11 protein-coding genes and 4 pseudogenes are annotated in these 17,761 nt (G+C 63.2%); 9 read left to right on the top strand and 6 right to left on the bottom strand.

The features are described 5' to 3' along the window. Positions 1 to 61: 61 nt before the first annotated feature. Together fauA and LK440_RS07690 are read left to right on the top strand one after the other, a co-directional pair. A complete protein-coding gene (gene fauA / locus LK440_RS07695) occupies positions 62 to 2,266 on the top strand; it encodes a TonB-dependent alcaligin siderophore receptor FauA (RefSeq protein WP_005013756.1) in 2,205 nt (734 codons plus the stop codon). A gap of 294 nt (positions 2,267 to 2,560) precedes the next feature. Beyond that, positions 2,561 to 3,190, top strand: coding sequence for a MarC family protein (locus LK440_RS07690; RefSeq protein WP_005013757.1), 630 nt, complete (start codon positions 2,561 to 2,563; stop codon positions 3,188 to 3,190). Positions 3,191 to 3,197: 7 nt separating this feature from the next. On the opposite strand, the gene LK440_RS17865 is transcribed toward LK440_RS07690, so the two are convergent. Both LK440_RS17865 and LK440_RS07685 read right to left on the bottom strand, forming a co-directional pair. Further along, positions 3,198 to 3,329 (bottom strand): hypothetical protein, encoded by a 132-nt coding sequence (locus LK440_RS17865; RefSeq protein WP_019248680.1) that lies wholly within the window; start codon positions 3,327 to 3,329, stop codon positions 3,198 to 3,200. Between the two features lie 150 nt (positions 3,330 to 3,479). Beyond that, positions 3,480 to 4,602, bottom strand: a pseudogene (locus tag LK440_RS07685) (IS3 family transposase). Positions 4,603 to 4,662: 60 nt separating this feature from the next. On the opposite strand from LK440_RS07685, the pseudogene LK440_RS07680 reads away from it, so the two are divergent. The 5 genes and pseudogenes from LK440_RS07680 to LK440_RS07660 form a co-directional block, all read left to right on the top strand. Next, positions 4,663 to 5,385: pseudogene (locus LK440_RS07680) on the top strand (Bug family tripartite tricarboxylate transporter substrate binding protein); the annotation flags it as partial. Next, entirely contained in the window at positions 5,369 to 6,349 is a 981-nt protein-coding gene (locus tag LK440_RS07675) for a D-2-hydroxyacid dehydrogenase (protein WP_005013759.1), read from the top strand. The pseudogene LK440_RS07680 and the gene LK440_RS07675, both read left to right, overlap by 17 nt. Positions 6,350 to 6,491: 142 nt before the next feature. Further along, a complete protein-coding gene (locus tag LK440_RS07670) occupies positions 6,492 to 6,986 on the top strand; it encodes an RNA polymerase sigma factor (protein WP_005013761.1) in 495 nt (164 codons plus the stop codon). Between the two features lies 1 nt (position 6,987). Then, positions 6,988 to 7,905 carry a FecR family protein gene (locus tag LK440_RS07665; protein ID WP_005013762.1) on the top strand — a complete coding sequence of 306 codons (918 nt, stop codon included), beginning with the start codon at positions 6,988 to 6,990 and terminating at the stop codon, positions 7,903 to 7,905. A 79-nt stretch (positions 7,906 to 7,984) separates the two neighbouring features. Then, positions 7,985 to 9,169, top strand: coding sequence for a TonB-dependent receptor plug domain-containing protein (locus LK440_RS07660; protein ID WP_005013763.1), 1,185 nt, complete (start codon positions 7,985 to 7,987; stop codon positions 9,167 to 9,169). Here the strand turns inward: LK440_RS07660 and LK440_RS07655 are convergent. Further along, a complete protein-coding gene (locus LK440_RS07655; RefSeq protein WP_005013764.1) occupies positions 9,160 to 10,110 on the bottom strand; it encodes an IS481-like element IS481 family transposase in 951 nt (316 codons plus the stop codon). The two genes, LK440_RS07660 and LK440_RS07655, sit on opposite strands and share 10 nt — an antisense overlap. Before the next feature lie 63 nt (positions 10,111 to 10,173). On the opposite strand from LK440_RS07655, the gene LK440_RS07650 reads away from it, so the two are divergent. After that, positions 10,174 to 11,547 (top strand): TonB-dependent receptor domain-containing protein, encoded by a 1,374-nt coding sequence (locus tag LK440_RS07650; RefSeq protein ID WP_005019415.1) that lies wholly within the window; start codon positions 10,174 to 10,176, stop codon positions 11,545 to 11,547. A 238-nt stretch (positions 11,548 to 11,785) separates the two neighbouring features. Continuing rightward, positions 11,786 to 12,515, top strand: a pseudogene (locus tag LK440_RS07645) (MgtC/SapB family protein). Between the two features lie 28 nt (positions 12,516 to 12,543). Here the strand turns inward: LK440_RS07645 and LK440_RS07640 are convergent. From LK440_RS07640 to LK440_RS07630, 3 genes and pseudogenes are all read right to left on the bottom strand, one after another. Continuing rightward, complete coding sequence (locus LK440_RS07640; protein WP_017685798.1) at positions 12,544 to 13,812, bottom strand: DUF445 domain-containing protein; 1,269 nt, start codon at positions 13,810 to 13,812, stop codon at positions 12,544 to 12,546. A 98-nt stretch (positions 13,813 to 13,910) separates the two neighbouring features. After that, positions 13,911 to 16,143, bottom strand: a pseudogene (locus tag LK440_RS07635) (ATP-dependent DNA helicase). Next, positions 16,140 to 17,756 carry a VRR-NUC domain-containing protein gene (locus LK440_RS07630; RefSeq protein ID WP_005013768.1) on the bottom strand — a complete coding sequence of 539 codons (1,617 nt, stop codon included), beginning with the start codon at positions 17,754 to 17,756 and terminating at the stop codon, positions 16,140 to 16,142. Before LK440_RS07630 ends, LK440_RS07635 begins: the two are co-directional and overlap by 4 nt. Positions 17,757 to 17,761 lie beyond the last annotated feature (5 nt).

Below are 17,761 nucleotides of genomic sequence, written 5' to 3'. Positions count from 1 at the left end.
CCGATTACAAAAAAGATAATTCCTATTCCCTTTAATTTCTTGCCGTCTTGCATCTGTCCCCATGCCAGATCCCGCTCACTTCTCCCCGGCGCATTCGCGCCGTTTGCGTTTCTTTGCCCACGTTCTGCACCTGCTTGGCGCACTCTTTACCCAGCACGCCCTGGCCCAGGAAGCGCGAACGGGGAACGATATCGCTCAGTTGCCCGCCATAAGCGTCACGGGTCGTGAGATTTCCGACCTCACCGAGGGTACAAACGCCTACACAACCGAGGCCATGAGCACGGCCACGGGCCTGACACTCTCGCCACGCGAAACACCACAATCCGTCAGTGTGGTCACCCGACAGCAGATCGAGGATCAGGGCCTCACCGACACCGGCGCCATCCTGGCGACCGCGCCAGGGATTTCCGTCACGCGCAGCGACAGCAACCGCTATTCATTCTCGGCCCGCGGCTTCACCATCGACAACTTCCAGTTTGACGGCCTGGTATCGCCCATCCTGAGCCAATGGAACTATGGTTCGACCGATATGGACGCCGCCATCTACGATCACGTGGAAATCGTACGTGGCGCCACAGGCCTGATGACAGGCTCGGGCAATCCTTCAGCCGCCGTGAACTTCGTGCGCAAGCGTCCCTTGCGTGAGTTCGCGGCTACGTTCAATGCGAGTGTCGGCAGCTGGGACTATGTGCGCGGCGATGCCGACATCTCCGTGCCCATCACGGAAGACGGCAGAATACGGTCACGCTTGGTGGCCGCCTACAGTCAGGGCGACAGCTATGTGCACTTTTTAGATACGCGCCGGCGCACATTCTATGGCGTGGTCAGCGCCGATCTGACGCCGGATACGGTGCTGACGACCAGCGTGGAGTACCAGCACAACCACAGCAATGGGTTTGGCAGCGGCTTTCCGCTGTTCTATAGCGACGGTTCGCGCACCGATTTCAACCGCTCGGTGGCCAACAACGCTCCCTGGGCCCGGCAGGATACCGAAGCCACCACCTATTTCGTGGACCTCACGCACCGCTTCACCAATGACTGGAAGCTGCGCGCGGCCTATAGCCACACTGATGGCCGCTATCTCATGAAACATGTGTACCGGGGCGGCTACCCCGATCGCCATACTGGCATCATCGCTGCCCCCCCTGCATTTTCCAACTATGACGGCAACCTCGATCGGGATGACATCCATTTTTCCTTGTCCGCTCCTTTCGAGGCCTTCGGCCTGCGCCACGAAGTTGCCCTGGGCTGGATGAGCATCGACAACCATAGCGACATCCAGCGATACGCAATGGTCGGACCGGCCCCAGCCATCGGCAGCTTCTTCGACTGGCGCCGCGCCCACATCCAAGAGCCCAGCTGGGCCGACACGCTGTCGCCCGCCGACGACGTGCGCACCAAGCAGACCGGCGCCTATCTGGTCGGCCGGTTTGCACTAGCCGAACCCCTGCACCTCATCGTGGGCGACCGTTGGAGCGACTGGAAAACCAAACAGATGTATTTTGGCTCGCGCCGCGAATACAGGATCAAGAATCAGTTCACCCCCTATGCCGGTCTGACCTACGACATCAACGACACCTACACGGCGTACGCCAGCTATACGGAGATCTTCCAGCCGCAGAACGCGCGCGACACCAGCGGCGGCATTCTTCCTCCCATCAAAGGCAAGAGCTATGAGCTGGGTCTGAAGGCAGCCTATCTGGAGGGACGGCTCAATACCTCCGCCGCGCTCTTTCAGACGCGGCAGGATAACCTGGCCCAGGTCATCCCGGGCTCATCCATTCCGGGCTTTCCGAACATGCAGGCCTCACGTGCCGCCTCCGGCGCCAAGGTCGAGGGGATAGACCTGGAGGCCAGCGGCCAGATCCTGCCCGACTGGAACATCGGCGCCAGCTATACACACTTCACCATCAAGGACGCCAGCGGCAACCCCATCAACACCAATCATCCGCGCAGCCTGTTCAAGCTCTACACCACGTACCGCCTGCCGGGCGCCCTGCACCGGCTTACCGTGGGCGGCGGCGTTGACTGGCAAAGTCGCATGTACCAGGCCGCAGCCAGTCCGCGCGGCAATGTCGAAGTCGAACAGGACAGCTACGCACTCGTGAGCCTCATGGCGCGCTTCGACTTTAACAAAAAACTGTCGGCAACACTGAACGTGAACAATCTGTTCGACAAAAAGTACTACGATCAGATCGGCTTCTACAGCCAGGGTTGGTGGGGTGCGCCACGCAATGTAATGCTCAACTTGCGGGCGCAGTATTGAAGTGGTCCGGCCAGCCTGGAGGGCCCGACCCGCGATAGTGGATCGGTGACCAGATCAGGGCTGCCGAAATACCCAGGAAACCCCTGTAGAACCGAGCGTCTGCGGGGTTTTTCTTTCGGGTTTGGCCTCAGAACGCCACCGACGGATTGGCCGTCACGCCATGGTCCCAGGCGATGGGCGCGTCCGCCACCGTGAAGGCAGCCCCCCCTGGCAATGCTGCGTGGCCGGCGCCGGCTTGCGTAGCGGCGCAAAAGCGCGGACACTGGCTGCGCCCCGATGGCCGCGAGGAAGAACATGGGTAATTTCGTGTCGGAGATCCTGTTTGGCTACACGACGCTCATCAGCATCATCAACCCGCTGGGCCTGGCCTTCGTCTTCCTGAACAAGACCGCCACGCTCACGCCCGAGGAACGCGCCCGGCTGGCCTACAGTGTGGCGCTCAACGCGATGTTCCTGCTGCTGGTGACGTTTTTCATCGGCGCCTACATCCTGCACTTGTTCGGCATTTCGCTGGAGGCGCTGCGCGTGGCGGGCGGCCTGTCGGTGGCCGTGTCCGGCTGGGCCATGCTCAACGCCCCGGAGCCGCACCCGCAGGCCCAGGCGCTGCAGCAGATCACGCCCAGCATGGCGCGCGAGATGGTGTTCCTCCCGCTCACCATGCCCCTGACCACCGGCCCGGGCACGGTCGCGGCGACCATCGCCCTGAGCGCCAACCGCACCAACGAATTGCGCGACTTCCTGCTGGCCAGCCTGGCGTCGGTCCTGATCACCATGGCGGTAGCCGCCACGCTGGCGCGCTACCTGGGCGCGGACGGCACCCGCATCGTCACCCGGGTATCGGCGTTCCTGCTGCTGTGCGTGGGCGTGCAGATCATGCTGACCGGGCTGGAGCAATTCCTGCGTCCGATCATCGGCCACGGCTGAAGCGGCGTCAGGCAGCCTGCCCGTCGGCCGCGGGGCGCTCGCCACAGGCGCCGACGCCGGCGTAAATGCGCTTGGGTCTCCAGATGCGGCAGGCATGATCCAGGTCCTTGCCCTGGTCCAGAAACCTGACGAATCCCATCGCCTGCTCTATCGACAGGAACTCATAGCGCCTGTCACCGTACCAGACCGATCGACTTTCACGCGTCGCGCCCACCTACCCGCCCCTGTGTGCAAAATAAGACGTGACATATATCACACTCTTGCGATGGGCCGTGACCTGCCCCCAGATTTAGTACGGCACCGACATAGAGCCCAGGGGTAAAAGACCTTCTTTCTGATGAGCCTGCACGAATTGCGCCGGCGTTAAATATCCGAGCGCGCTGTGAGGCCGATCGGTGTTGTACTCGACTCGCCAGTTTTCGATCAAGCTTTTAGCCTGTCGCAGGGACAAGAACCAGTGCTCGTTAAGGCATTCGTCGCGGAACTTGCCGTTGAAACTTTCGATATAAGCGTTCTCCACCGGCTTACCCGGCCGAATAAACGACAGCTTTACGCCTGCTTGGTAGGCCCCCAGGCGTCCAAGGCTCTTCCGGCGAACTCTGGCCCGTTGTCCACGGTAATAGATCGCGGCAGGCCACGCATCTCCGCCAGCCGTTGCAGCACCATGGCAACACGCAGTCCCGGCAACGACGTATCGACCTCGATGGCCAGGCATTCGCGAGTGTAGTCATCGACGATAGTCAAACAGCGGAATCGGCGGCCATAGGCTAGGCCGTCGGCCACAAAGTCCATTGACCAACTCTGATTCGGCGCGATTGCCGCTGGGCGAACCACGCGCTCGGTCGCCGCGATTCGCTTACGCTTTCGTTTTCGCACGCTTAACCCTGCCAGACTGTACAGCCGCCAGATTCGCTTGTGATTTGCTTGCCAGCCTTCGCGACGTAAGAGCACATGGATCCTCCGATAGCCGTAGCGTCGTTTCTCCACTGCCATCTCTTTCATGCGCTCGGTCAGCGCAGCATCGCCTGAGCGTGTGCTCTCGTAGGCAAACAGCGACCGCGAAATTCCTACCAGCCCACAGGCCCGGGTAACACCCATGCTGCGCTCGGTCATTAATGTCCTGACCGCCTCGCGTTTGGCCTGCGGGCTGACTACTTTCGGCTTAGCAGATCCTGAAGCGCCGCCTTGTCCAGCATCGACTCGGCCAACAGCTTCTTGAGCTTGTTGTTCTCCTGCTCCAGCTCCTTGAGCCTCTGAGCGTCCGACACCGTCATGCCACCGAACTTCGCCTTCCAGTTGTAGTACGTTGCCTCGGAGATTCCGTGCTTGCGGCACAACTCTGCGGGCTTGGCACCTGCATCGGCTTCCTTGAGCACGCCGATGATTTGCTCTTCCGTAAATCGTTTCTTCATTGCCATTCCTTTGGGAACGGACTCTACATCGATTTCGTACTAATCACGGGGAGCAGGTCAGTTCGCGCCGACCCCAATGGCTATACGCTGATTGTCAACTCGGTCGGGCCAATAGCCGTGAACCCATCCTTGATGAAGCTGAGTTACGACCCCTTGAGCGATCTGGTGCCCATGGTGCAGATCGCCACCGTGCCCAACGTGCTGGTGGTGCCGCCGTCCTCTCCTGCCAAGGACATCAAAAGCTTTCTTCTTTATGCCAAAACCCGCAAGGAACCGCTGAACTACGGCTCCACCGGCGTCGGAACGTCTTCGCATCTGTCGAGCTACATGCTGATGGATCAGCTTGGCGCGCAGGCCGTCCATATTCCGTACAAAGGGGCCGACGCCCTGAATGACTTGCTGGCAGGACGGCTCGACTTCATGTTTGCCACTATCCCGTCGGTCATCGGGCAGATCCGCGCCGGCAAGCTGCGCCCCTTGGCCGTCAGTACCCTCAAACGCTCCTCGACCCTGCCCGAGCTGCCCACCGTGGCCGAATCCGGTTACCCCGGTTTCGACGCCGGATCCTGGTTTGGTTTCTTCGGTCCCAAAGGTACGCCGCCTGAAGTCGTGAACACCATCAACGAACAGGTCAACGCTGCCTTGCCCGCGCTCGGCGCTCAGATGTTGCAAGAAGGCGCTGAACCGCAGGGCGGCTCCCCGGAAGCGTTCGCCTCCTTCATCAGGAGCGAATACGATAAGTGGGCCATTCTGGTCAAAAAATTCGATGCTCCAACCAACTGACTCCCTGCTGCGCATCCTCTGCTCCAAGGCGGAGCGCGCGCCTCTGACCCAAGCCCTGGCTCAAGCGCCGTTCGCTTGGCGCCTGCAGCAACCTGAGCAGGCCTTCGACATTGCCTTCATCTCGCGCGACATCACGGGCAAGTCGACCAAGTTCCGGGTCGAACCCGAGACGGCCGTTTACTACGACGCGCTGCGACGCAATACCCGCCTGCGCTGGGTGCATGTGCACTCGGCGGGCGCCGACCGCCAGATCTATCTGGATCTGGCCGCCCGCGGCGTGAGCGTGACGACCTCGCAAGGCGCCAGCGATGCCGTCGTGGCGCAAACGGCCCTAGCCGGTCTGCTGTCGCTGGCTCGCAAGCTACCGCTGCTTGCCCGGCAGCAGCGCGAGCATCCCTGGCAAACGCTGGACGAACGCGAGCCCCGCGACCTGGCTGGCCAGCATGCGGTCATCGTGGGTTGGGGCGGCATCGGCCAGCGTATCGGGGCCAGCCTCAAAGCCTTGGGGATGAGCCTGACGGTCTTGCGCAACTCCGACACCCCGGTGGCCGAGGCCGAGCGCAGCCTGCCCTATGACCGGGTGGCCGAAGCCCTGCCCGGGGCCGATTGGCTGATCCTGGCCTGTCCGCTGACGGCGCGGACCCAGAACCTGATCAACCGCGAGGCTCTGGCGCTGCTGCCAGCGCACGCCATGCTGATCAATGTGGCGCGCGGGCATGTGGTCGATGAAACCGCACTCATCGAGCGTCTCTCCAGCGCCCGACTGGCAGGCGCATTTCTGGACGTGTTTCAGCAGGAACCCCTGCCCGCGGACTCTGCGCTGTGGGATCTAGACAACGTCATCGTTACCCCTCACAGCGCCGCGTTTTCCAGCGGCAACGCCGACCGCGTGCGCGGTATTTTTCTGGATAACATCAGGCGGCTGGCCCGCGGCGAGCCCCTGCGCAATTTATTCAAGCTGTAGGCTGCCACCCTGGCAGGAAGCAGGAAAACGCTTTGCTTTGATGTCGGGCAGGTCCCCCGACGATGAAAGCGGGCGTTTTTACTCGCGATAACAACGTTTCTCATTATAATTCGCGATCCCAACGACAACCGCCGCCCATGCCATGAAGCTTGCCGACACAGTCGCCACGCATTACCGCGAGCTGGTCGATTTCCTGTCCCGCCGCACCGGCTCGCGTGATTCCGCGCAGGATTGCGCCCAGGAAACCTGGCTCAAACTGGCGGGCATGCAGGCCGTGAGCGCACCCATAAGCAATGTCCGGGCTTATGTGTTTCAGGTGGCCGCTAATCTGGCCATCGACATGCAACGGCGGCAAACGGCGGAAAACCGCAATATCGAGCGCTACGCGCAGTTCCAGCTCCCTGGCGCCACCAGTCCGGATACGGCCGAGATCGCCGCCTTGCGGCAGGTCATTGCACGGCTGGAGGCCGCCATCCTGGCCCAGCCGTTACGCACACGGCAGATATTCCTGTTGCACAAAATAGACGGGCAAAGCTATGCGGACATCGCCCAAGCCCTGGGCGTGAGCCTCAAGACCATAGAAAAACACATGACCCGTGTGCTGCTGGCATGCCGCCTGGCGATGGCGCAGGCCTGACATGGATGCGAGCATCGAACGCCGTGCCGCCCAATGGGTTGTCCGCCGCAACGGCGTGGCGCCGGCCGCCCTGCCCGACCCTTCTTTCGAGAAGTGGTATCGGGCGCGCGACGAGCACGCTTCCTGTTATGACAGCATCGCTGAATTGTGGCAGCAGATGAACCACGTCGATGGGCCAACTTTGCGCCGCAATGTGCGTGGCGCGCAGCGCCGGCGTGCGCTGGCCGCGCTCGTCTGTGCCACGCTGGTGGCCGGCTTGCTGGTCTCCCGGCAGAGCGAGCCGCCGGCCAACGTCATCGCCAACAGCAATGGCCAGGTGCAGACTGCCCGTCTGCCTGACGGCAGCGAGGTCGTGCTCGATGCCGGAGCCGCGATCGAACTGGATTTCCGGCCCCAACAGCGACAGATTCAATTGTTGCGCGGCCGCGCCCTCTTTACCGTGGCGCCTGACGCTGCACGCCCCTTTGTGGTGCTTACCCCGCAAGCCCGATCGACCGCACTCGGCACGCGCTATGAGGTCGATCGCACGCACGCCGACGAAACGGTCGTCTCCGTGCTCGAGAGCCATGTGCGGGTCGAGTGTTTGCCGTGCGGGCCGGGCACGCCGCCCGCTGTGCTCGCCCCCGGCCAGCGCGTGCAGGCGGGTCAAAACGGGATGCAGGAAACGCGTTTTGATGCCGCCTCCGATCAGGCGTGGACGGAAGGCCTACTGCTGCTGCGCGACGTGACACTACAAGATGCCGTCGATCAGCTCTCACGCTATACGGGGATGCGCGTCTGGATCAGCACTGGGCTACGCGAGCTGCGGATCAGTTCGCTGGTAACCGTGCAGCATCCGCAAGCGCTCGATACGCTGGCGCGAGCTGCCGGAGCCAAGGTCAAGCGGCTAGGAAACTGGGCGTGGATTTCCCGCCCCTGAAGCTAAAAAAATCAGCGCAAGGGGTAGGGTCGGCGTCCCTGGGACGCGTCTATACGGAAAGACCTCGCAAGGAACCCCTATGAAGCCCCTACCCTCATTGTTGAAGAATCGTCTGCGCCCGCTCGCGTTGGCCGTCGCCCTGAGCCTGACCCATGCGGTCTCCCACGCCCAATCCGAAACGCCCCAGGCCGTGGAGCTGCAGGCACAAGCCCTGGATTCGGCATTGCTCGCGCTCGGCCGCCAGTACCAGTTGCAGATCTCGTTTCCCGCGGCGCTGACGCAGGACAAACGCGGCGCGCCCCTGGCCGGCCGATACACGGCCACACAGGCGCTCGATCGCCTGCTTGCCGGCAGCGGCCTGAACTGGCGCTTCACCGGCCCGTCTGCCGTGCTGGTCGAGGCGGGTGCACCCACTGCACAGACGCTGGAGAACGTCGTCGTCGTCGCCGGCTACGCGCCCACCAGCATCAGTGAACTTCCGCGCACGGTATGGTATTTGACCCGTGAGCAGATCGAACAGCAGGCGCAAGGCGGAGCCACGCTGCCCGAAGTATTGGGCAATCTGGTCCCCAGCCTGGACCTGGGTTCGCAAAGCCGCACCAACTACTCGCAGAATATGCGCGGGCGCAGTGCCCAGATCATGATCGATGGCGTGTCGCTCAATTCCATGCGCAACATCAGCCGTCAGTTCGACTCGATATCGCCCTTCAATATCGAGCGTATCGAAGTGTTGTCCGGCGCCAGTTCGGTGTATGGTGGCGGAGCCACGGGCGGCATCATCAACATCGTGACCAAGCGCGGCGCACCGGGCCCGGCGACCTTCACCAGCGAAGTCGCTGGACGCAGCGGTTTCTCGGGTTCGGAGGATGTCGATTGGCGTGTGGCGCAGTCTGTCGAAGGCGGTACCGACCAGGTCTTCGGCCGGCTGGCGCTGGCTTACGCGCAGAACGGAGCCGCCTACGACGCCAGCGGCAAACAGGTCACTCCCGACATCACCCAGACCGACCTGCAATACAACCGCGCGCTCGATCTGTCCGGCACCCTGGACATCAAACTGGATGACAAGCAGTCCCTGAAGTTGCTTGGGCAGTTCTACCACTCTGAGTTTCACCCGGGCAAAGCGCTGTATCTCGGCAAAAACCTCCAGGGGGCCCTCCCTCTGGCGGGTCCGGCCAATCCGGATCTGCTTGGTATCCGCAACGGATTTGAGTCCGACGTCAAACCGTCGACCGAGCGCGCCATGCTCATGGCCGACTACATGTGAACTGTCAATAGGTTGTATTCGTCCAGGTTGAGTCTGGAGATGGGTACAGCGCGCCCGATGCCTTGGTGGGGTCGATGCCAGTTGTAGTGGTGTAGCCAGGATTTCATGGCATCGGTTCGGTGTTGGGAGTTCTGGTAGGTGTGAGCGTAAGCCCACTCACGCAAGGCCGACTGGATGAAGCGTTCGGCCTTGCCATTGGTCTGTGGGCGGTAAGGTCGGGTAAAGCGGTGCTTGATGCCCAGCTCATGGCACAGCGCGGCGAAGGCGCGGCTGCGAAAGGCCGAGCCATTGTCGGTGAGCAAGCGCTGGATGGTCACGCCCAGGCGCTGGTAGTAGGCCACTGCGTCCTTGAGGAACTGGACGGCGCTGGGGAAGCGCTCGTCGGGGTGGATGTCGGTGAAGGCCACGCGGGCGTGGTCATCGATGGCCACGAAGACGAAGTCCCAGCCGGCCCCCTCAACGGTATCGCGTCGGTTGCCCGTGACCCGGTGGCCAGGGCGCTGGATACGTCCCAGCTTCTTGATGTCGATGTGCAGCAGATCGCCGGGGGCCTGATGCTCGTAGCGCACCACCGGCTCGGCCGGCTCCAGGTCGGCCAGGTGCGACAGACCGGCGCGGGCCAGGACGCGGCTGACGGTGCTGGCTGACACGCCCAGCGCCTGGGCGATGCGCACTTGGGTCAGCCGCTTGCGGCGCAGCTCCACGATAGCCAGCGCCTTGGCCGGCGCAATCGCTCGGGGCGAGACCGTCGGGCGCGAGGACGCATCGGCCAAGCCCGCCTGGCCCTGAGCCAGGAAGCGGCCCAGCCATTTGCGCACAGTCGGCGCGGTGACCCCATAGGCGCGGGCCGCTTCAGGCACACAAACTTGATGGGCGATCAATTGCTGGACCATTTCGAGTCGACGTAGGAAGGTCAATCGGGCATGCTTATGGGTGTTCATCCGGCCGGGCTCCTTGAGTGAACTGGGGGGTTGGCGATTTCCAGTTTCTCAAATCCGGTTCGGATGAACCATGCATACAACCTATTGAATCTTCACAACTACAGCGCCCGCGACCTGCTGGGCGGTCAGGATCTGTTCGCGCAGGCCTATTGGCGCCGCGAAAAACTGGACTTCTACCCCTTCCCCAACCAGTTCACGTACAACGACGGCACGTGCCCGACCGCGGCCAGCTGCCGCCGAGGCTTCTACTATGGTGCGTCGCAACAGAACACGGATACCCGGGGTTTGAAGACCGCACTGAGCAAAAACTGGGAAGCCTTCAAAGTCACCTACGGGCTGGAGTTTTCGCGCGAGAAATTCAACGGCGATACGGCCAACTTCGATTGGAACCGCGCTCTGGCCTCGGGCGGACTAGACTTCGATAATCTGGCGACCTTGCAGCGCTACCCCAGCTATACCGCCGACACCTGGGCTGCCTTCGCGCAAGGCGACTGGCGTCTGACCGACAGCCTGACGCTAAGCGGCGGCGTGCGGCAACAGCGCAACAAGGTCAAATTGAGCGACTTCGTGCCCGTGCCCCAACAGGTCCTCATGCAAAACGGGCTGGGAACTCAGGCCCAGGCTATTCCTGGCGGTGACAACGCCTACGACACCACGTTGTTTAATGCAGGCTTGCTCTGGAAGGTGGATGCGCGCCAGCAGACCTGGATCAACTACTCCGAAGGCTTCGAGTTGGTGGACGTCGCCAAATACTATGGCAATGGCAGTTACCGGCTGCAGGGCAACACCTGGAATCTCCTGAGCGCCGTGACGATCGACGGCTCGGAGCTCGCCAATATCAAGACCCGTCAGGTCGAGGTGGGCTGGCGCGGCGACTATGGCGATTGGCAACTGCAAACTGCCGCGTTCTATGCATGGTCCGACAAAGCCCTGGCCATCCAGCCCATCACGCTGTCAGTCGGCCTGCAGGACCGCAAGGTGCGCAACTATGGCATCGAGGGCCAGTTGAACTACAACTTCAACACGCGTTGGAGCGCGGGCGTGAACTGGCTGGCGAGCCGGTCTGAGCAACAACAGGCCAATGGCGGTTGGGCCAGGCAGACCGTCACCTTGGCCAGTCCGTCCAAGGCTTCGATCTACGGGGCCTGGCACTCGGGTCCTGCGTCCATGCGCTTGCAGGCCAACCGCAATTTCGACCTCAGCGATGCCGATGGCAATCGCCTCAAGGGCTATCTCACCTTTGACTTGTTCGGCGGTTACGATCTCGACAAGTACGGCACCATCAGCGTAGGCATTCGAAACCTCTTCGACCGCCGCTATCAGACCGTCTGGAGCCAACGTGCGCAGACTCTCTACGCCGGCTTGATGACAGCAGACTCGCTGCAGTTCAACGGCCGCGGCCGCACGTTTGGTCTGGCGTACACCGTGCGCTACTAAGGCCCCCTGCCGCGCTCTGGTCAGGCGAGCTGCCTGGCCAGAGCGGGCTTAGCCATCTCTCCTATAATCGCCGGGCGTTGAACACTCGGCCGACGCATTCCTGCCTGCCGCTCATGCACGGCAGGCTGCGCTGCCGGACTCGCCGCAGCCCTGTCCGCCTGCCCATGTAACGCCTCTTTCACGCGAGAGCAGGACAATGGCGGATGGCCCTCCAGGCCGAGGTATGCCCAAGCCCATCATGAAAAACTTCGAAAATATCCAATGGCTGCCGTTGGCCAATACGCTCGTCAGCCTGGCCACGGCCTTTCTGCTCGGGGCGCTGGTCGGTTTCGAGCGCCAGGTCCGGCAGCGTACCGCCGGACTGCGCACTAATGTCCTGGTAGCGGTAGGCGCGGCCATTTTCGTGGATCTGGCGTTTCGCATCGCCGGCCCGGACGGTGGCGCACGGGTGATCTCTTATGTGGTCTCGGGCGTGGGCTTTCTGGGTGCGGGCGCCATCATGCGCGAAGGGGGCAGCATCCGCGGCCTGAACACGGCCGCCACCTTGTGGGGCTCGGCCGCCATCGGCGCCTGCGCCGCTGCGCCGCTGCGCCGGCGCGTCGATGATGCTGGAGGCCGTCGCCGCTGCATTGTTCGTCCTGGCGGCCAATACCCTGCTGCGCCCGGTGGTCAGCTACGTCAACCGCCAACCCGTCGAGCCGCAGCACACCGAGGTCAACACTGTCATCCATCTCATCACGGGAGCAGGCCAGCAACAGCAGGCGCTGGCCCGGCTCGAGGAAGTGCTGCAGGCAGAGCAATTGCCGCTCTCGGAACTGAGCATCGATCAGTTCGGCGACAGCGATGTGGAAATCGAAGCTACGCTGGCCGAGGCCGCCATCGAAGACAAGGACCTGGACCGCGTGGCGGCCATCCTGGCGGCATCTCCCGCCATCCGCCAGGCCTTCTGGTCGGCCAATACGGTCTGACCGCGGGTCCGTCTTGGGTCGGGCCGGCCTAGCGTTGCAGCATCAACACCACAGCGTGCAATGCCAGACCGATCAGTCCGCCCACCAGCGTCCCGTTGAACCTTACATACTGAAGATCGCGCCCGACATTCAGTTCGAGCTCGTCCACCAGATGCCGCTCGTCCCAATTTTTTACGGTGCGTGCAATATGCTCGGTCACGCCGGCGCGCAGGCGTCCGGTCAACCGGTTGGCGGCCCCCATGATATGAGCGTTAAGCGCTGCACGCACCTTGTCATCCTTGCGCAACCTGGCCGCCAATCCGCCCAGCGCGCCCTCCAGGTGGCGCGTCAGCGCTGAATCATCACGCGCCAGGTCGCGCCGCAAGGCGCCATGGATATCGTCCCAGAGTGCCTGCACGTACGTCTGCACACGCGGCTCGGCCAGCAGTTTTTCCTTCAGCATCTGGACTTGCTGCGCGACTTGCGGATCCTCTCGCAGTCGTTCGATGTAATCCGCGATCCAGTGTTCGTAATCCTTGCGCACGGGATGATCGGGCTGCGCGAGTACGTCGCGCAATTCGTCCATCAGCGCGCGGGCCAGGCGGTCGGCGAGGTTATCAGCCATAGTGTCGACCGAAGCCACCAGGTCCACCGTCGCGATGATGCGTGGCCATTCCTTGCGCGCAAATCGGACCAACAGGCCCGAGGCCCGCTCCTTGACCTTTTCTTGCGACAGATAAGCCGCCAGCCGTTGCAGCGCCGCATCGAGCAGTTCCTGGTGACGGCCATCGCGTGTGAGCAGGGTCAGGACCTCTCCTGCCGTCTGCGCGGCATCCCAGCGGCGTACCGTGTCCTCGACAAAACTGCGGATGGCCCGCCGCACGGCCTGCTCGTCGAGCAACTCCACCATCTGCAAAGCCATTTGACGCGCACCCTGCGCCAGCGCTTTGGTCTGCGCCGGCCGGGAAAGCCAGCGCGCCAGCCGCGCGGTCGGGTCGAAAACCCGCAGACGCTCGAGCAGGCTGTCGGGATCAAGGAAGTGATCGCGCACGAAGACAGCGAGGTTCTCGCCGATGCGGTCTTTGCTGTTGGGAATGATGGCCGTGTGCGGGATGGGCAGCCCCAAAGGGCGGCGAAAGAGAGCCACAACCGCAAACCAGTCTGCCAGGGCCCCCACTGTGGCGGCCTCGCAAAATGCGCGCACCCACGCCCAGACACCTTGGCCGCCCATGAGGTGACTGGTCACAAAACCGGCGACCATCATCAGCAGCAGCACCAGCGCCCAGCGCTTCATGCGGGCCAACTGGCTGCGGCGCATTTCAGTGGTGGAAAGCGACTCGGGCAAGGCGGGATTCTCCCTTTAACCGGAATGACGGGACGGTACAGAGCGTACACGACAACGCCGCAGATCCGCGCTCAGGTCAAGGCCCACCATTGCGGCAGGAGCGCGCGAACCCGCGGCCAACGGTAGCGGTCATCAATCAGGTGCACGCTGCCCTGGTCGTCCTCACCGCGAATCACCCGGCCAGCGGCCTGAACCACTTTGCGCAGGCCCGGATAAAGATAGGTGTAGTCATAGGCGTGCTCGGCGCCGAACCGCCGCTCCATGACCTGCTTCATGGCCTCGTTCAGGGGGTTGAGCTGGGGCAGCCCCAAGGTTGCGATAAAGGCGCCGACCAGGCGCTCACCCGGCAGATCCACCCCCTCTGAGAACGCCCCTCCAAGTACAGCAAAACCCACGCCCTGCCCGCCCTCGACAAAGCGCGCCAGAAAAGCCTCGCGCTCGCCTTCGCCCATGCCGGGAGTCTGGCGCCAGACGGGCAAACCGGGGTGGTGCCGCGCCAGCCACTCCTCGACCTGCCGGGCATAGTCGAAACTGCTCAGAAAGGCCAGATAATTACCCGGCTGCTCGGCATATTGCCGGGCGATGATGGCGCCGATGGGTTCGACCGACCGCGGCCTGTCGCGAAACCGTGTGGACACGTGGCCGGCCACGGTCACCGCCAGTTGCTCGGCGCGGAAAGGGCCGGCCACCTCCAGCCAGGACGTGGCCGCGGGCAGCCCCAGCATGTCGCGATAGAAACGCTGCGGCCCTATCGTGCCCGAAAACATCACCGTGCAATGGGCACCCGCATGGCGAGCTGCCAGAAAATTGGCCGGCACCACGTTGCGCAAACCCAGCTCAGCGTCTTCACCGTGCCGCTGCAGGTCGATCAGGCTGTGGTCGCCGAATTGCTCGGCCAACCGGGTAAAGCGCAGCGCCTCAAAATAAAACGCCAGAAGCGCGTCGTCTGCCGGCAGCGCCTGGGCCGTTTGCGCCTGATGGTCTCCGACCGCCTGTACCAGTTTCTGCAACGCGGCCAGCACCCCGGCAGGCACCTCGTCATGAACCTCATACTCGGCATCGCTTTTTCGTGTCAGCGACCGCCAGGAGCGCTTCAATCCATCCAGAGGCGCACGCAGGGCTTGGGGCGCGGCGCGCGGCCATCAGCCCGCTCAAACGAAGGCTAGCGCTATACATCGCACGGGCGCGCTCGACCAGGTTGTGGGCTTCGTCCACCAGAACCACCACCCGCCACTGGCAGGCCTGCGACAGCTGATAAAGCTGGCCATTGGCGTCGTAATAATAATTGTAGTCACCGATCACGACGTCGGCCCAGCGCGCCATCTCCTGGTTGAGAAAATACGGGCAGAGCTCATGCTCACGGGCCGTGCGCGCCAGCACAGGCTGCGAGTAATCGCCGCCGGCCTCAAGCGCGTCACGCGCGGCCGGCAGGCGGTCATAAAACCCCCGCGCCAGCGGGCAGGATTCGCCATGGCAGTGCCTATCCGGATGCACGCAGGCTTTATCGCGCGCCAAGAGTTCAACGGTGCGCAACCCCGGCGGCAATTGATCCAGTGCACTCACTGCGAGCCCGCGACCCGAGCTTTTCGCGGTAAGAAAGAACACTTTATCCAGGCCTTGCGCCGCGCACGCCTTGAGCGCGGGAAACAGCACGCCGAGCGTCTTGCCTATCCCGGTGGGGGCCTGGGCGAGCAAAGCGCGGCCATCGCGGGCGGCCCTGAACACGGCAACGGCCAATTCGCGTTGCCCAGGGCGGAAGTCCCCATGCGGAAACCGCATCGCATCCAGTGCGGCGTCGCGGGCAAACCGGTGCTGCGCCTGACGCTGCGCCCATAAGAGATAGCGCTCGCAGGCCTGGCCAAAATAGTCGGCCAACGCTGGGGCGTCCTGCCATTCGGTCAACGCCGTCTCGTCCAGCGTCTGCACATCCACGTAGATAAGCGCAAGGCTCAGGCCGGCCAAGTTTCGTGCCTGGCACATCAAATGGCCATAGATGTGCGCCTGAGCCCAATGCAGCGCACGCTGATTCGCCCCCATGGCGGACAGTTCTCCCCGGTACGTCTTGATCTCTTCAAGACGCCCCAGGCTGGCGTCAAAACCGTCGGCCCGGCCCCGCACCGTCAGGGCGCCATGCTCGCCAGACAGGAAGACCTCGCTTTCGTAGGTGTCCGCACGCCGCTCGGCGATGGCGGTATACCCGGCCATCCCCTCCTGGGCGCTGGGCGCTGGCGTAAAGCGCAGGTCCAGGTCGCCGACGCGGGCGCTGAACTCGCACAGGGTGCGCACGGCCACGGTGAGCTTCATTTCCAGTTCACATAGCAAACGCGTGTTGCAATACCGTGCCGCGCGCAGTAGTGCAGCCAGGCTGTCTGGTTGTCTTGCAGGCGATCGTCCGACCCCTTGACCTCGACCAGTTCGTAGCGACCCTGCCCGGGCCAGAAGCAGATCAGATCTGGCAAGCCGCTACGGTAGGCGCCCGGATCGGCCAGCAGACGCTCGAACAATCGGCGCAGATCGGCCGCCGGCACTCCGTCGAGCGCCTGATCCAGCAATGAAGGCGTCAACAAACCCCACTGCACGAAAGGCGACTGCACGCCCTGCCTGTCCGCATACCGCTGCCGAATCCGCCCCACATAGCTGCCATCGTCCAGATACCCCAGGCACGTTTGAAACAGGCGGGCGCGCCGAGCGACGAAATCGGGTGCTGACAAGTCCGCCGGACCGCGCTGATAGGGGTGAAAAAACGCGCCAGGCAGAGGCGCGAAGATGGCCTCCCAGCACAACAGCCCGAACAGGCCGTTGATGAGGCTGCTTTCGACGTGGTGCACCGTCGCGCCAAGGCTGGCGTAATGATCGCGCACGGCCCCCTCAACCGACGTGCCGGATGCCGGCGCGGCCAGGCAGAGGGATTCTTGCAACAGCGCCGGCTCGGCCACCTTGGGCGGCGCGGCCAGACCCAACTGTCGCCGCAAGCGCGGCAACATGCGCGCCACACGCTGGCTCTCACCCTCGTCCTCGGGCTCGGCCATGGCCGCCATGGCTAGCGCATGGGCCTGGGCGTACTGGCCTTGCTGCTCCAGCACCCGCATCAGGCGGTGCCGGGCCCCGCGGTAGTGGCAGGCGGCGTAAGCGGCCCCGGCTTGCGGCCAATCGCGCAACCGCTCGCTGGCCTGCCCAAAACGCATGAGTAACTTGGCACGCCGCGCCATCAGCCAGGGATTGGCGCTCGTGGCCGCGCAGACGGCTTGGCGCAGGTCCGGATCGGGCCCACTTTGGTCCAGTTGTTCGCGCCACCTCTCCAGGCGCAGATAATCCGCTAGGTCGATGCGATGCTGAAAGGCCCGTGACTCGAGCGAGAAAGGTACCGACTCATACTGGTAGATGCCCAGATCGGTCAGAACCAGCTCGTCCCATTGCTGGCGCAAATTGCCAAAGAACAGCAGGCGAAATCGCTCACAGACCTCCCCGACCCGAACCTGCCATACGGACTCTTGCGCGTGCGGCCACCAATCGCGATGCGGCCGCGGTGCATGCGGCTGCAACGCCTCAAGCAGGATGTCCTTGCGCACGCCTGGTTTGTGGTCTGCCAGCGGTGCAAGCTCTGTCTTGGTGTACAGGCGGCCAAGATCCTCGACCGAGAGATCGGGATTGGCGGCTAACCAACCCAGCTCCAGCAGCGGAGAGGCAGCGGCCGTGATATCGCCGATTTCATCGTAGACAAGCTTGTCCGAACGAAAGACATCGCCCTTGCGCGTGAGCAAACGCACGAGCAGGGCCTGCGAGCCCTGCGGCAACGCGCCAAAACGGCAAAGAAAATCCCGCTCGGCCGCGTCCAGCATATCGTCGTAGCGCGCAGCGACCCAGTCCAGCTCGCGTTGAAAGTTGTGCAGGTAGTAGTAGCGATGCGCAGGCAACATCGATG

This window comes from Bordetella holmesii (genome assembly GCF_020735985.1).
GTDB classification, from domain to species: Bacteria; Pseudomonadota; Gammaproteobacteria; order Burkholderiales; family Burkholderiaceae_B; genus Bordetella; species Bordetella holmesii.
This window is presented reverse-complemented; position numbering and strand designations above follow the sequence as displayed.